The organism is Mongoliimonas terrestris, assembly GCF_001927285.1.
GTDB lineage: Bacteria > Pseudomonadota > Alphaproteobacteria > Rhizobiales > Pleomorphomonadaceae > Chthonobacter > Chthonobacter terrestris.
On sequence record NZ_MSIG01000008.1, the window covers coordinates 52718 to 66223 of the forward strand.

Genomic DNA, 13506 nt, shown 5'->3' on the forward strand with positions numbered 1-13506 from the left:
CGCCTGATCCGGTCGTACAGCGTCCGGCCCTTCAGCGGACGGTCGGTTCGTCGTCCTCGGGGGACGTCCGGTCGCCATCGGTCGCGTCCGGGGCGGTCGGCCCGGCGCCGCCCTCGGCGGCCGTGTCCACGCCCGACAGGTCGCCGCCCGCCGAGCCATCGTCCGCCGCCACGTTGTTCTCCTCCGCCGCGTCGAAGTCCGTCGGGTCGAAGTCATAGACCGTGGAGCAGAACTCGCACGTGACGGTGATGCGCGCGTCCACGGTCATGTCGCGGCGCTCTTCAGGCGTAAAGGTGCGCAGCATGTCGTCGATGCGCTCGCGCGAGCAGCGGCAACGCTCCTGAAGCGGCTGGCGGTCGAAGACGCGCACGCCGCGCTCATGGAACAGGCGGAACAGGAGGCTTTCCGCGGACACCGCCGGATCGGTGAGTTCCACGTCCTCCACCGTCTCCACCAGCACGCGCGCCTCGGTCCAGGCGTCGTCGTCCTCCACCTGGTCGGCGAACGGGTCGCTGCCGTCCGGCGCGTCGCCGGGATGGAGGTCGCGCACGCGTACCCGGTCCTCCGACTCCGGCAGGAACTGGACGAGGATGCCGCCGGCACGCCATTCCCGGCGCGGCTCGTGGCCCGGGTCGCGGGTCACCAGTTCGCCGACGGCGAGCCGCACGCGGGTGGGGATCTGCTCCGACTGGGCGAAATACTGGTGCGCCGCGTCCTCCAGCGACCGGCCGTCGAGCGGCACGACGCCCTGGTAGCGGCTGGTGTACTGGCCCTGGTCGACCGTCATTGCGAGGTGGCCCTTGCCGAGCAGATCCTCGGGCCGGTCCATGCCGGCGGCGACCGAGGCCAGCACGGCCTCCCGGTCGAACCGGGCGCAGGCGCGCAGCCGGTCGGGCGTCTCGAAGTCCACCACCAGCATGTGGACGGGCCCGTCCGACTGGGTCTGGACGATGAAGCGGCCCTCGAACTTTAACGAGGTGCCGAGCAGCGCCGTCAGCGCCACCGCCTCGCCGAGCAGGCGGGAGACCGCCGGCGGGTAGTCGTGGCGGCCGATGATGGTGTCGAGCGCCGCGCCCAGATGCACCACGCGCCCGCGGGCGTCGAGCCCCTCCACCTGGAACGGCAGAACGCTGTCGTCGCCGGCCGCCACCGGGCCGGCCGCAAGCTGGTCAGTCATCAGCCAATCGCTCCCAGGCACCAGGCCAGGATGCCTTTCTGGGCGTGCAGGCGGTTCTCCGCCTCGTCGAACACCACCGACTGGGGGCCGTCCATCACGCTCGCCGTCACCTCCTCCTCGCGGTGCGCGGGAAGGCAATGCAGGAAGATGGCGTCCTTGGACGCCGCCGCCATCAAACGATCGTTCACCTGATATGGTTTCAGGAGGTTGTGACGGCGCTCGCCGTCCGCGTCGCCCATGGAGACCCAGGTGTCGGTCACCACCGCGTCGGCCCCGTCCACCGCCGCAAAGGGGTCGGTGGTCACCTCCACGGTGGCGCCGTTGGCCCGGGCCCAGGCGACCGGCGCCTCGCGCGGCGTGAGCTCCGGCGGCGTGGCGATGCGCAGGGTGAAGTCGAAGCGGGCCGCCGCGTGCACCCAGGAGGCGAGCACGTTGTTGCTGTCGCCGGACCAGGCGACGGTGCGGCCCTTGATGGGGCCGCGGTGTTCCTCGAACGTCATCACGTCGGCCATGATCTGGCACGGGTGGGAGAGCCGCGTCAGGCCGTTGATCACCGGCACGGTGGCGTTCTCGGCCAGCTCCGTCAGCGCCGCGTGGTCGAGAATGCGGATCATGATGGCGTCCACATAGCGCGACAGCACGCGGGCGGTGTCGGCGATGGTTTCGCCGCGGCCGAGCTGCATCTCGTCGCCGGTGAGCATCAGCGTCTCGCCGCCGAGCTGGCGCATTCCCACGTCGAAGGAGACGCGCGTGCGGGTGGAGGGGCGCTCGAACACCATGGCGAGCACCTTGCCGTCGAGCGGGCGCTCCCCGCGCCGGCCGCCCTTCAGCGCCGATTTCATGGCGAGGCCGCCGTCAAGGATGCGCCGCAGCTCCGTGGCCGGGACGTCGGTGAGGTCGAGGAAATGCCGGGGGCCGGTTTGCATGGTCATCGCTCCCGCCCCCCTTCAAACGGCCGCGGCCTTGGCGGCGACGGCCTTGGCCGCCGCATCCACCCGGGTCACCGCCTCGCGCACCTCGTCCTCGCCGATGATCAGCGGCGGCAGGAGGCGCACCACATTGTCGCCGGCGCCGATGCCGAGCACCTTCTCGGCCCGCATGGCGGCCACCACGTCGGCGGACGGCACCTTGCACTTGAGGCCGAGCAGAAGCCCCTCGCCGCGCACGGTCTCGAACACGGTCGGGTTCTGGTCCACCACCTGGGCCATGGACTGCTTCAGGCGAAGGCCGATCGACTGCACGTGCTCCAGGAAACCCGGCGCCAGCACCACGTCGAGTACCGCGTTGCCGACCGCCATGGCGAGCGGGTTGCCGCCGAAGGTCGTGCCGTGGGTGCCGGCCGTCATCGCCGCGGCGGCCGCTTCCGTGGCAAGGCACGCGCCGACCGGAAAGCCGCCACCGAGCCCCTTGGCGGAGGCGAGGATGTCCGGCGCGACGCCGGCCCACTCGTGGGCGAACAGCTTGCCGGTGCGGCCGATGCCGGTCTGCACCTCGTCGAAGATCAGCAGCATGCCGTGCGCATCGCAGAGCTCCCGCAGGCCGCGCAGGCATACGTGCGGCAGCGCGCGCACGCCGCCCTCGCCCTGGATGGGCTCCACCAGGATGGCGCCTGTCTCCGGCGTGATGGCGGCCTTCAGCGCCTCGTGATCGGCGAACGGCACCTGGTCGAAGCCTTCGACCTTGGGGCCGAAGCCTTCCAGATATTTCTGCTGCCCACCGGCCGCCAGGGTGGCCAGGGTGCGGCCGTGGAAGGCCCCCTCGAAGGTGAGGATCCGGAAGCGCTCCGGCTGGCCGGCGGCGTGATGATAGCGGCGCGCCGTCTTGATGGCGCACTCCAGCGCCTCGGCGCCGGAGTTGGTGAAGAACACCCGGTCCGCGAAGGAGGCCTCCACCAGCCGGGCCGCCAGCCGCTCCTGCTCGGGGATCCGGAAGGCGTTGGACACGTGCCAGAGCTTGGCGGCCTGCCCGGCCAGCGCCTCCACCAGATGCGGATGGGCGTGTCCGAGGGCGTTCACCGCGATGCCGGATCCGAAGTCCAGCCATCGGCTTCCGTCCGTCGCCGTCAGCCAGGCGCCTTCACCGCGCTCGAAGGCCACGTCCGCGCGCGCGAACGTGGAGAAGAGCGGGGAGGGGGCGGGCGAAACCGGGGACGTGACGGCACTCATGGCCTACCTCTGCGAACGGACGACGATCCAGGCGTGAACCCTGGCGGGGCCTTCCGAACCCGCCAGAAAACGGTAGGCCGCGCCCCCATTTCCGGCAGGCGCGGCCCCTGTCCCATATACCATGAACGACGGCTTGACTGTCAATGCTGTGGGCCCGCGGGGGCATTGGATCGATTCATCTGCCTGTCTTCTTGCAACACTCGAGGCGAGCCAAGATTCGGTGTTCTGACAAGTGCTGCCGAAACGCCACGATATTTGGGGAAAAGTGGATCTTCGGGATCGCCCCGCGACCGCCGGCATTGCCTCCGAGTCTAGGGGTATTATAGATTCACCATAACGGCCACGAGATGTCGTGGTCAGGAACAGTCATCGGTTCATGTGCGCGCTTACCCAAGCGTATCCGGAGTGTCGTCCGGGCGCGTGAACCGGGATTCTGCCGATGCGGCACGAGCAAGGGATGAGGCCATGTCCTGGACGGATGAACGTGTGGAACGCCTGAAGGCACTGTGGTCGGAAGGCCTGTCGGCCAGCCAGATCGCAGCCGAACTTGGGGGTGTCACGCGGAACGCCGTGATCGGCAAGGTGCATCGCCTGGGGCTCAGCGGCCGGGTGAAGCCGCAGGTGCAGTCCGCCCGCCCGGCGGCCCAGCCGCAGAAGCCGAAGGTCGCGCCCGCCGCGGGCCGGCCGACGGTCCAGGCGCCGGTCGCCACCCGTCCGACCCAGCCGCTGACCATCGGCAACGTGGTCATCAAGGCGTCGCCGGACCTCGACATGGAACCGGCCGTCGCGCCGCGCATCCTGCCGGTGGTGGAGGCCGAGGCGGTGGCCTTCGAGCGGGTGACGATCCTCAACCTCACCGAGCAGACCTGCAAGTGGCCGATCGGCGATCCGGGCCGGCCGGACTTCTTCTTCTGCGGCCGCAAGTCCGACAGCGGCATTCCCTACTGCGCCTTCCACGCGCGGGTCGCCTATCAGCCGTCGAACGAGCGCAAGCGCGAGCGGCGCGCGGTCGCGGCGGGCTGAAGGACGGGCGATGTCGACGGCGGACCGGCCCGATCCTCAGGCGGGTCCGCGCCCGGTGCGCCTTCGCGGCCACCATCTCCTCTGCATCCTGACCTATGTGGGCAAGGGCTATTCGGCCGGGTTCGTCGCCGCCATGGACGCCGTGGTGGACCGGATCAGGGCCGGCGCGCCGGTCGAACTTGTCGACGGTCCGGACGACATCTGCGCCGCCCTAATGGACGAGGCCGCCGAGCCCCATTGCGTGCTGGCGTCCGCGGCGGACCGCGATGTAAAGGCGATTGCCGCGATGGCGGCGGTCCTCCACGTCCGCCCGGCGCCGGGGGGACGGCTCGGCCCCTTCCCCCTGGAGGCGGCGCGCGTCGCGTTTCGCACCGGCGCCACGCGGGAGGCTTGTCGGGGCTGTCCCTGGTCGGACCTCTGCACGGCGGTGGCCGAGACCGGCTTCGCCGGAACCCGGCTGGCTGCCACGACCGGTGCTCTGAGACCGCGCTGAGCGGTTCGGGCCCCTCGGCCGTTCGAAACGGTCATGCCCCGGTCAACACCACGTCGATCAGGTACCGCCCGTAGGTGCTCTTGCCCAAGGCCTTGCCGAGCGCCTCCAACTGGGCCTGGTCGATGAAGCCCTTCTTGTAGGCGATTTCCTCGGGGCAGGCGATCTTGAATCCCTGGCGCTTTTCCAGGGTTCGGACGAACTCGGCGGCCTCGATCAGGCTGTCGGGGGTGCCGGTGTCGAGCCAGGCGAAGCCGCGGCCCATGATCTCCACGGTGAGGCTGCCGCGCTCCAGATAGGCGCGGTTGACGTCGGTGATCTCCAACTCCCCGCGCGGCGAGGGCTTCAGGTCGGCGGCGATGTCGACCACGTCGGCGTCGTAGAGATAGAGGCCGGTGACGGCCCAGTTGGACTTCGGCTTGGCCGGCTTCTCCTCGATAGAGACGGCCCGCATGGCGGCGTCGAACTCCACCACGCCGTACCGTTCCGGGTCGGTCACGTGGTAGGCGAACACGGAGGCGCCGGAGACTCGGGCGCGGGCGCCGGCCAGAAGGTCCGGCAGGCCGTGGCCGTAGAAGATGTTGTCGCCGAGGATGAGGCAGGACGGTCCGCCCTCCACGAAGCGGGCGCCGATGCGGTAGGCCTCCGCAAGGCCGTTCGGCTGCGGCTGCTCGGCATAGGTGAAGGCCATGCCCCACTGGGTGCCGTCGCCGAGGAGCGCCTGGAAGGACGGCAGGTCGCGCGGGGTGGAGATGATCAGCACCTCGCGGATGCCCATCAGCATCAGCGCCGACAGCGGGTAGTAGATCATCGGCTTGTCGTAGACCGGCATGAGCTGCTTGGAGGTCACCAGCGTCATGGGGTGCAGCCGCGTGCCGCTGCCGCCGGCCAGGATGATGCCCTTCATCGGGTGTGCTCTCTCAGCGTTGGCGAAGGCCGGGGCCGGGGAGGAGGAGCGGCCAGGTCTTCGGGGTTCCGGATCCGGGGCCGGAGCCGGCCCTCGGGTGAGGTCTCTCGTCCCGCGGGCCGGCGGGCCGGCGCGCGCGGAGATCGGCTGGCCCGCCCGCCTCAGGCGAGGAGGCGGTCGAGCACGGTGTCGAGCGAGGCGCGCCAGTCCGGCAGCGTCACGCCGTGGCGGGCGGCGAGCCGGCTGCCGTCGAGGCGCGAGTTGGCGGGCCGGCGCGCCGGGGTCGGGTAGTCGGCGGTGGTGATGCGCTCCACGGCCGGCACGGTTCGGCCGCGGGCCTTGGCGCCGGCGAAGACGGCCTCGGCGAAGTCCGCCCAACTGGCCTCGCCGGCGGCGGCAAGGTGGAAGACGCCGCGGAGCGCCGGCTCGTCCGGCCGCGCCGCCAGCGTGCGGCCGACCGCGATCACCGCGTCGGCGATGTCGAGGGCGCTGGTCGGCCGGCCGACCTGGTCGGCGACCACGCGCACCACCGGCCGGCCTTCGCCGATCCGCAGCATAGTCTTGACGAAGTTGGCGCCGAACGGGCTGTAGACCCAGGCGGTTCTGAGGATGACGTGGTCCGCCGCATGGGCGGCGACGGCCGCCTCGCCGGCAAGCTTGGAGGCGCCGTAGACGCTGAGCGGGCCGGTGGGGTCGTCCTCGCCGTAAGGGGTCGGCTTGGCGCCGTCGAACACATAGTCGGTGGACAGGTGCACCACCGGCACCTTGAAGGCGGCGGCGGCCGCCGCCACGGCGCCCGCGCCGGCCCCGTTCACCGCATGGGCGAGGACCGGCTCGCTCTCGGCCTTGTCGACGGCCGTGTAGGCGGCGGCGGAGACGACGAGATCGGGCGCGGCGGCCTTGAGGGCGGCGAAAACGCTGTCCGGATCGGCGAGGTCGAGGTCGGGCCGGCCGACCGCCACCACGGTGACGCCCGCGACGGGCCCGCGCTCCAGGAGCGATTGGACGACCTGGCCTTCGCGGCCGGTGACGGCGATGCGCATGGGTTCAGCCTCCCGTCGTGGCCGAAGCGGCGGCGTTGACGGCCGGGTCCGCCGGCAGCACGCCGAGGCGCTCGCCGCCGTAGACGCCCTGGCGCAGCGGCCCCCACCACCAGTCGTTCTCCAGGTACCAGCGCACGGTGCGCTCGATGCCGGTCTCGAAGGTCTCCTCGGCGCGCCAGCCGAGTTCGGCCTCCAGCTTGCTGGCGTCGATGGCGTAGCGGTGGTCATGGCCGGGCCGGTCGGTGACGAAGCGGATCAGGCTCTCGCGCGGAGCGGCGGCCGGGCGGAGCGCGTCGAGGGTGCGGCAGATGCGGCGCACCACGTCGATGTTGGCCCGCTCGTTGCGCCCGCCCACATTGTACTTCTCGCCGAGCCGGCCTTGGCTGGCGATCAGGTGCAGGGCCTTGGCGTGGTCCTCTACATAGAGCCAGTCGCGCACGTTGGAGCCGTCGCCGTAGACCGGCAGCGGCTTGCCGTCGAGGGCGTTGAGGATGATGAGCGGGATGAGCTTTTCCGGGAAGTGGTAGGGCCCGTAGTTGTTGGAGCAGTTGGAGACGACCACCGGCAGCCCGTAGGTGCGGTGCCAGGCGATGGCGAGGTGATCCGACGCCGCCTTGGAGGCCGAGTAGGGCGAGGACGGGTCGTAGGGCGTCTCCTCGGTGAAGAGCCCGTCCGGCCCGAGCGAGCCGTAGACCTCGTCGGTGGAGACGTGGAGGAAGCGGAAGGCCTCCTTCTCCGGCTGGGGAAGGCCCGACCAGTAGGCCCGGGCGGCCTCCAGGAGGGTGAAGGTGCCGTTGATGTTGGTGGTGATGAAGTCGCCGGCGCCGGTGATGGAGCGGTCCACGTGGCTTTCCGCGGCCAGATGCATGATCCGGGTCGGCCGGAAGCTCTCGATCGCCTCCGCCATGGCGGCCCGGTCGCAGATGTCGAGGCGGGCGAAGCGGTGGTTGGGGGCGTTCTCGATCGTCTTCAGCGAGGCGAGGTTGCCCGCATAGGTGAGCTTGTCGACGGTGAGCACCTCCGCGCCCACGCTGCCGACCAGATGGCGGACGAGCGCCGATCCGATGAAGCCGGCGCCGCCGGTGACCAGAATGCGCATGGGGTGACCTCTAGAGCTTCAGTAGAAAAGGACAAATCGGCAGAAGACGGACCGGCGGGGCCAGGCGGAACCGCCGCTCACGCCGGCGCATAGGTGAACACCGGGGCAAGGTCGGCGAGGCGCGGCTGGCGGCGGTCCTTGTCGGACAGGAGGGCCGTCTCGCCCGTCACCGGCCAGGCGATGCCAAGCGCGGGATCGTCCCACAGGATGCCGCCGTCGTCGGCGGCGCTATAAGGGGCGGTCACCTTGTAGACGACCTCCGTGTCGGGAACGAGGGTGCAGAAGCCGTGGGCGAAACCCACCGGCACCCACAGCTGGCGCCCGGTTTCGGCCGAAAGCTCCACCGCCACGTGCCGGCCGAAGGTGGGCGAGCCGACCCGGATGTCCACCGCCACGTCGAGGACGGCGCCCGCCACGCAGCGGATCAGCTTGCCCTGGGCGGTCGGGTGCCGCTGGAAGTGCAGGCCGCGCACGGTGCCGACCGGCCGCGACAGCGAGTGATTGTCCTGCACGAACCCCACATCCCCGGCCGCCGCCCGGAACAGGTCGTCCCGGAACACCTCCGAAAACCACCCCCGCTCATCCCCGAACCGCTTCGGCGTGAACACAAGAACGCCAGGGAGGGAGGTCTCTTCGATTTGCATGGGCCCTTGTCCTTGTAGCGTGCGGTCCGCGTTTGTAGCCCTTGGTAGCGCCGAATGTAGCCCGTTTGTAGCCTTCAGTCGGACAACGAAGCGCCCGGTGTAGCGTCTTGTCGCGCAAAGGTCAGGTAGGCCGGCTTGCGCCCCTCGCGCAAGGCCTTTGCCTCGTAGCGGGTGCCGGGCCATCCGGCCCAGGGAAGGCTCCAGTCCGCCGGCCGTTCGGCCGTCCAGCGGAAGGCCGGGTGGCGGCGGGTCTCGAACAGGGTCCAGTCCACGTAGCTCTCGATGTCGGAGGCGAAGTGGAAGGCGCCGCCGGGTTTGAGGACGCGGGCGAAGCGGTCGAGGGTGTCGGGGCCGACGAAGCGCCGCTTCCAGTGCCGCTTCTTCGGCCAGGGGTCCGGGTAGAGAAGCACCACCCGGTCGAGCGATCCGGCGGGCAGCCAGTCGAGCACCTCGATGGCGTCCCGGTCGCTGAAACGGATGTTGGAGAGCGCATGCGCCTCCACGGCGACGAGGGCCTTGGCCATGCCGTTGACGAAGGGCTCCACGCCGATGAAGCCGACGTCCGGACGCTCCAGCGCCCGGTGGACCAGATGCTCGCCGCCGCCGAAGCCGATCTCCAGGCGGATCTCGGACGGGGCGTGCGCAAAGAGGGCGGAAAGGGGGTCGGTGTGGGGCCGGTGCAGCGGCAGGGCGAGCCGGGGCAGGAGGGCGGACAGTCGTTCGGCCTGCAGCGCGCGGAGGGGCTTGCCCTTGCGGCGGCCGAAGAAGGCGGCCTCGCGCGCGTCGTCGGAAGGCGTCATGGGTCTCTCGATGCGCTTGGTTCCCAGGTGCCGGAGCCTGTCCGGCTCCGGTGGGGGTCCCAGGTGCCGGCGCCGATCCGGCTCCGGCGGGGGTCCAAGGTGCCGGAGCCTGTCCGGCTCCGGTGGGGGTCCCAGGTGCCGGCGCCGATCCGGCTCCGGCAGGGTTCCCGGGCGCCGGAGCCTGTCCGGCCCCGGCGGGGAGGCGCGGGCGGCGCGCTGCCGCCCGCGCAGGGGCGGTCAGAGGAGAGCGGACCGCAGGGTGTCGACGAGGTCGAGCTTCTCCCAGGAGAAGCCGCCGTCGGCGTCCGGCTCGCGGCCGAAGTGGCCGTAGGCGGACGTGCGGGCGTAGATCGGCCGGTTGAGGCCGAGGCGCTCGCGGATGCCGCGCGGGCTCAGGCGGACGATGTCCGTGTCGGCGAGAACCGCCTCCAGCCTGGCCGGATCCACGACGCCGGTGTCGTGCAGGTCGACGTAGATGGAGAGGGGCTCGGAGACGCCGATGGCGTAGGACACCTGGATGGTGGCCCGCTCGGCGAGACCGGCGGCCACCACGTTCTTGGCGAGCCAGCGCGCCGCGTAGGCGGCCGACCGGTCCACCTTGGTGGGATCCTTGCCGGAGAAGGCCCCGCCGCCGTGCGGGGCCGCGCCGCCGTAGGTGTCCACGATGATCTTGCGGCCGGTGAGGCCGGCGTCGCCGTCCGGCCCGCCGATCACGAACTTGCCGGTCGGGTTCACGTGCCAGACCGTGCCGTCGGTGATCCAGCCCTCCGGCAGGGTCTCGCGGATGTAGGGGGTGACGATGGCCTTCACGTCGTCGGAGGTGAGGCTCTCGTCCAGGTGCTGGGTGGACAGGACGATGGAGGCGGCCTCCACGGGCTTGCCGTCCACGTAGCGCAGGGTCACCTGGCTCTTGGCGTCGGGGCCGAGCCGCGGCTCCTCTCCGGATTTGCGGGCGTCCGCCAGCCGCTTCAGGATGCGGTGGGCGTAGAAGATCGGCGCCGGCATGAGCGCCGGGGTCTCCCGGCAGGCGTAGCCGAACATGATGCCCTGGTCGCCGGCGCCCTCGTCCTTGTTGGCGGCCGCGTCGACGCCCTGGGCGATGTCGGACGACTGGGCATGGAGGAGAACGTCGATCTTGGCGGTCTCCCAGTGGAAGCCGTCCTGCTCGTAGCCGATGTCGCGAATGGCCGCGCGGGCCATGTGCTCGATCATGTCCGGCGTGATGCTCGCCGGGCCGCGGACCTCGCCCGCGATGACCACCCGGTTGGTGGTGGCGAGGGTCTCGGCGGCGACGCGGGCATCGGGCTGCGCCGACAAGTAAGCATCCACGATGGTGTCGGAGATCCGATCGCACACCTTGTCGGGATGGCCTTCGGATACGGATTCGCTGGTGAAGAGATAGTCTTGACGAGCCATTAGGGAGATACCCCTCAAAGTAAAGATTGATCGCCGCGCACGGCGCTCGGCGCGCGCGGCGAACCGTTTTCGCAAGGCGACTCTGAAATAGCAAGCGAAGGCGCGCGGCGAGATTAATGCCGCACGGGGCCGCGACCGGTTCGAAGGCCCCGTGGCCCGACCCGGATCCGGCCGGCTTCTCCCCTGCTGGCTGCGCCCCGCCGCCTGTCTTCGACCGCCTAGAGTGCCTTCCGACCGGACGGACTCGTCAGGTCGACAAGCAATCGCTCCAGATTCAATGACCTGGAGCATTCTCTCTTCGATCAAGTCGTGCAACTTGATCGGAGACTGCTCTCGCCCATGGACGGCCATGCCTGACGCCGCCTGTCCTGGGCGGCCTCGTTCCGGCAAACGCACGCTCAGGCGCCGGCTTCCTCCTCGCCGGCGAGCGACTGGACGAGATCGACCAGGCGGCGGCGAACGCGCGCGTCCTTGATCCGCACGAAGGCCTTGTTCAGCGACAGGCCCTCGGAGCTGGACAGGAAATCCACCACGTAGGAATGGGACTGCTCGCCGAAGCCCACCGCCTCATCGGGAGAGCCCGGCGCGTCCTCGAAGAAGAACGAGACCGGCACCTTGAGGACGGTGGCGATGTGCTGCAGGCGGCTGGCGCCGACCCGGTTCGTGCCCTTTTCGTACTTCTGAATCTGCTGGAACGTGATCCCGAGCGCTTCGCCAAGCTTCTCCTGGCTCATACCCAACATCATACGCCGAAGACGGACGCGGCTTCCAACATGTATGTCGATTGGATTCGGTGACTTTTTGCTGGCCATGTGTTTCTCGTTAGCGGTTAGACTTCTGAAGAAGTCTTTTTTGTTATCGCGGTTATCGAGGCGGTTGTTCTATTTTGGTCCCGCCCATATCGCCGCTGCGGTATCTAACACTTACTCGTAGCGACAGTAGTGATTGTCCGCCTAGGTTTAGAGCGTGTCAACGCTTCCCCGCATACTTGCGCGCGCCGAGCCCGATCAAAATGACCGAAATTACGTAGAACGTTAATAAAAAATGTGCGCCGGAGTTGGAAAAAAACGATGGGGGCAGCGCCCGCGGGAGGTCGGAGTCGAGCACTCCGCGCTCACCGAGGCCGAGCAGCGCCCAGGGGCGGCCATAGGGGTCGAACACCGCTGAAATGCCCGTGTTGGCGGCCCTGACGACCGGCAGGCCCTCCTCGATGGCGCGCAGCCGGGCCATGTCCAGGTGCTGGTAGGGACCGAAGGTCTGGCCGAACCAGGCGTCGTTCGTCACGTTGAGAAGAAGGTCCGGCCGCTCGGCGGCCACCACGTCGGCGGAGAAGATGATCTCGTAGCAGACGAGGATGCCGGCGCGGAGCGATCCGAGCGGCAAGGTCCTGAGGCCGGGACCGGCCGAGAAGCCGCCGATCACCTTGGTGATCTGGCGAAGGCCGATGGCTTCCAGGAGCGGCTGCAGCGGCAGGTATTCGCCGAACGGGACGAGGTGCACCTTGTCGTAGGCGCCGACGATGCGGCCCGCGTCGTCGAGGGCGTAGACGCTGTTGTAGAAGCGGCGCCGGTCGGCCCCGACCTCCAGCCGCGGCGCCCCGGTGACCAGCATGGTGCCGGTCGGCAGCACCTCGGCGATCCTTGAAAGGGCGTCCGGCTCCTCGGTGAGGAAGAAGGGGAGGGCTGTCTCCGGCCAGATGATGTGGCTGAAGCTGATGGCGCCGAGCGTTTCCGGCCCCGCGCGGGCGTCCGAGAGGGCGAGATAGTCGTCGAGGGTGCGCCGGCGGAGGTCCGGGTCCCATTTCTGCGCCTGGTTCACCGCCGGCTGCACGATCCGGATCCGGACGTCCGGCACCGGATCCGCGCCGACCGCGGGCGCCTCCGCCAGCCGGTGGAGGCCGAAGCCGACCGTGCCGGCGGCGATCAGCACCGCGGCGCCGCCGACGAGGCGGCCGGCAAGCGGATGGCGGCGATCGTCGAGAAGGAGGACGGGCGCGGCGAAGACCAGGATGCCGAGCGCCGTCAGGCCGTAGACCCCGACGAGGCTCGCCGCCTGGGACGTCTGGTCCGTGAAGGCCACCGCCTGGCCGAGGAGGTTCCAGGGAAAGCCCGTGAGCACATGGCCGCGCAGCCATTCGGTGGCCGAGAGGCCGACCGCAAGGGAGAGCACCCGGACGGGACTGTCGACCCACAGAAGCCGCGCCAGCATGGCGCCGGCCGCGAAGAAGAGCGCCAGCCCCGCCGGCAGCGCCAGGACGGCGAAGGGCATCAGCCAGCCGAACGTCTCCGCCTCCACCAGGAAGGCGGCGCCGATCCACCAGAGGCCGCCGAGGAAATAGCCGAAGCCGAACCACCAGCCGACGGCCGCGGCCGGCCGGAGCCGCCGGATGCCGTGCCGGCCGGGCGCCACCGCGCCGTCGAGGAGAAGGACGAGAAGCGGGAGGGTGACGAAGAGCAGCGGCGCGGCATGCACCGGCGCCTGCGCCAGGGAGGACAGCGCCCCCGCGCCGAATGCCAAGGCGACGCGGCTCCAGCCCCACGACAGGACCGCCGCCCGTGCGATCGACCTCATAGACGCTCCTTCGGTCCTGGGGCGCTGTCCGACCGGACGCAATCGTCCGGTCGACAAGACATCGCTCCAGATACAAAAGCCTGGAGCATTCTCTCGTCGATCCAGTCGAGCGACGCGATCGGAGAACGCTCTGGCGAATCACCCGCCGACGACCGGAGGGTGTTCGCGCCG

General features: G+C 70.1%; 13 protein-coding genes. 2 read left to right on the plus strand and 11 right to left on the minus strand.

What is annotated here, in order from left to right; all coding sequences use genetic code 11:
• Positions 1-31 precede the first annotated feature (31 nt).
• Genes BUQ68_RS13055 through BUQ68_RS13065 form a run of 3 tightly spaced genes read right to left on the minus strand, consistent with a single transcriptional unit; the run spans position 32 to position 3342 of the window.
• Positions 32-1177 (minus strand): Hsp33 family molecular chaperone, encoded by a 1146-nt coding sequence (locus tag BUQ68_RS13055; RefSeq protein ID WP_075216427.1) that lies wholly within the window; start codon positions 1175-1177, stop codon positions 32-34.
• A complete protein-coding gene (argF, locus tag BUQ68_RS13060) occupies positions 1177-2103 on the minus strand; it encodes an ornithine carbamoyltransferase (RefSeq protein ID WP_075216563.1) in 927 nt (308 codons plus the stop codon). Before argF ends, BUQ68_RS13055 begins: the two co-directional genes overlap by 1 nt.
• 21 nt (positions 2104-2124) lie before the next feature.
• Positions 2125-3342, minus strand: coding sequence for an aspartate aminotransferase family protein (locus BUQ68_RS13065; protein ID WP_075216428.1), 1218 nt, complete (start codon positions 3340-3342; stop codon positions 2125-2127).
• Between the two features lie 465 nt (positions 3343-3807).
• Here BUQ68_RS13065 and BUQ68_RS13070 point away from each other — a divergent pair, with 465 nt between their 5' ends.
• Together BUQ68_RS13070 and BUQ68_RS13075 are read left to right on the plus strand one after the other, a co-directional pair.
• Positions 3808-4365 carry a GcrA family cell cycle regulator gene (locus BUQ68_RS13070; RefSeq protein WP_075216429.1) on the plus strand — a complete coding sequence of 186 codons (558 nt, stop codon included), beginning with the start codon at positions 3808-3810 and terminating at the stop codon, positions 4363-4365.
• Between the two features lie 10 nt (positions 4366-4375).
• Entirely contained in the window at positions 4376-4858 is a 483-nt protein-coding gene (locus tag BUQ68_RS13075; protein WP_075216430.1) for a DUF1284 domain-containing protein, read from the plus strand.
• 31 nt (positions 4859-4889) lie between these two features.
• Here BUQ68_RS13075 and rfbA read toward each other — a convergent pair whose 3' ends face one another.
• From rfbA to lnt, 8 genes are all read right to left on the minus strand, one after another.
• Positions 4890-5762, minus strand: coding sequence for a glucose-1-phosphate thymidylyltransferase RfbA (gene rfbA / locus BUQ68_RS13080; RefSeq protein WP_075216431.1), 873 nt, complete (start codon positions 5760-5762; stop codon positions 4890-4892).
• Positions 5763-5923: 161 nt separating this feature from the next.
• Positions 5924-6805 (minus strand): dTDP-4-dehydrorhamnose reductase, encoded by an 882-nt coding sequence (gene rfbD / locus BUQ68_RS13085; protein WP_075216432.1) that lies wholly within the window; start codon positions 6803-6805, stop codon positions 5924-5926.
• A gap of 4 nt (positions 6806-6809) precedes the next feature.
• Complete coding sequence (gene rfbB, locus BUQ68_RS13090) at positions 6810-7904, minus strand: dTDP-glucose 4,6-dehydratase (RefSeq protein WP_075216433.1); 1095 nt, start codon at positions 7902-7904, stop codon at positions 6810-6812.
• 77 nt (positions 7905-7981) lie between these two features.
• Positions 7982-8548 carry a dTDP-4-dehydrorhamnose 3,5-epimerase gene (rfbC, locus tag BUQ68_RS13095; RefSeq protein ID WP_075216434.1) on the minus strand — a complete coding sequence of 189 codons (567 nt, stop codon included), beginning with the start codon at positions 8546-8548 and terminating at the stop codon, positions 7982-7984.
• Positions 8549-8622: 74 nt separating this feature from the next.
• Entirely contained in the window at positions 8623-9348 is a 726-nt protein-coding gene (trmB, locus tag BUQ68_RS13100; protein ID WP_075216435.1) for a tRNA (guanosine(46)-N7)-methyltransferase TrmB, read from the minus strand.
• A 237-nt stretch (positions 9349-9585) separates the two neighbouring features.
• Positions 9586-10764, minus strand: coding sequence for a methionine adenosyltransferase (metK, locus tag BUQ68_RS13105; protein ID WP_075216436.1), 1179 nt, complete (start codon positions 10762-10764; stop codon positions 9586-9588).
• 398 nt (positions 10765-11162) lie between these two features.
• Positions 11163-11576: a helix-turn-helix domain-containing protein gene (locus tag BUQ68_RS13110; protein ID WP_075216437.1), complete on the minus strand. Its 414-nt coding sequence runs from the start codon at positions 11574-11576 to the stop codon at positions 11163-11165.
• A gap of 157 nt (positions 11577-11733) precedes the next feature.
• Positions 11734-13335, minus strand: coding sequence for an apolipoprotein N-acyltransferase (gene lnt, locus BUQ68_RS13115; RefSeq protein ID WP_075216438.1), 1602 nt, complete (start codon positions 13333-13335; stop codon positions 11734-11736).
• Between the last annotated feature and the right edge of the window lie 171 nt (positions 13336-13506).

Excerpts from the sequence above, each read along its gene's own strand:
- rfbC (WP_075216434.1), bottom strand. The coding sequence starts at position 8,548 with ATGCAAATCGAAGAGACCTCCCTCCCTGGCGTTCTTGTGTTCACGCCG.
- BUQ68_RS13055 (WP_075216427.1), bottom strand. The coding sequence starts at position 1,177 with ATGACTGACCAGCTTGCGGCCGGCCCGGTGGCGGCCGGCGACGACAGC.
- rfbB (WP_075216433.1), bottom strand. The coding sequence starts at position 7,904 with ATGCGCATTCTGGTCACCGGCGGCGCCGGCTTCATCGGATCGGCGCTC.
- metK (WP_075216436.1), bottom strand. The coding sequence starts at position 10,764 with ATGGCTCGTCAAGACTATCTCTTCACCAGCGAATCCGTATCCGAAGGC.
- BUQ68_RS13075 (WP_075216430.1), top strand. The coding sequence starts at position 4,376 with ATGTCGACGGCGGACCGGCCCGATCCTCAGGCGGGTCCGCGCCCGGTG.
- rfbA (WP_075216431.1), bottom strand. The coding sequence starts at position 5,762 with ATGAAGGGCATCATCCTGGCCGGCGGCAGCGGCACGCGGCTGCACCCC.
- BUQ68_RS13065 (WP_075216428.1), bottom strand. The coding sequence starts at position 3,342 with ATGAGTGCCGTCACGTCCCCGGTTTCGCCCGCCCCCTCCCCGCTCTTC.
- BUQ68_RS13110 (WP_075216437.1), bottom strand. The coding sequence starts at position 11,576 with ATGGCCAGCAAAAAGTCACCGAATCCAATCGACATACATGTTGGAAGC.
- trmB (WP_075216435.1), bottom strand. The coding sequence starts at position 9,348 with ATGACGCCTTCCGACGACGCGCGCGAGGCCGCCTTCTTCGGCCGCCGC.
- rfbD (WP_075216432.1), bottom strand. The coding sequence starts at position 6,805 with ATGCGCATCGCCGTCACCGGCCGCGAAGGCCAGGTCGTCCAATCGCTC.
- argF (WP_075216563.1), bottom strand. The coding sequence starts at position 2,103 with ATGCAAACCGGCCCCCGGCATTTCCTCGACCTCACCGACGTCCCGGCC.
- lnt (WP_075216438.1), bottom strand. The coding sequence starts at position 13,335 with ATGAGGTCGATCGCACGGGCGGCGGTCCTGTCGTGGGGCTGGAGCCGC.
- BUQ68_RS13070 (WP_075216429.1), top strand. The coding sequence starts at position 3,808 with ATGTCCTGGACGGATGAACGTGTGGAACGCCTGAAGGCACTGTGGTCG.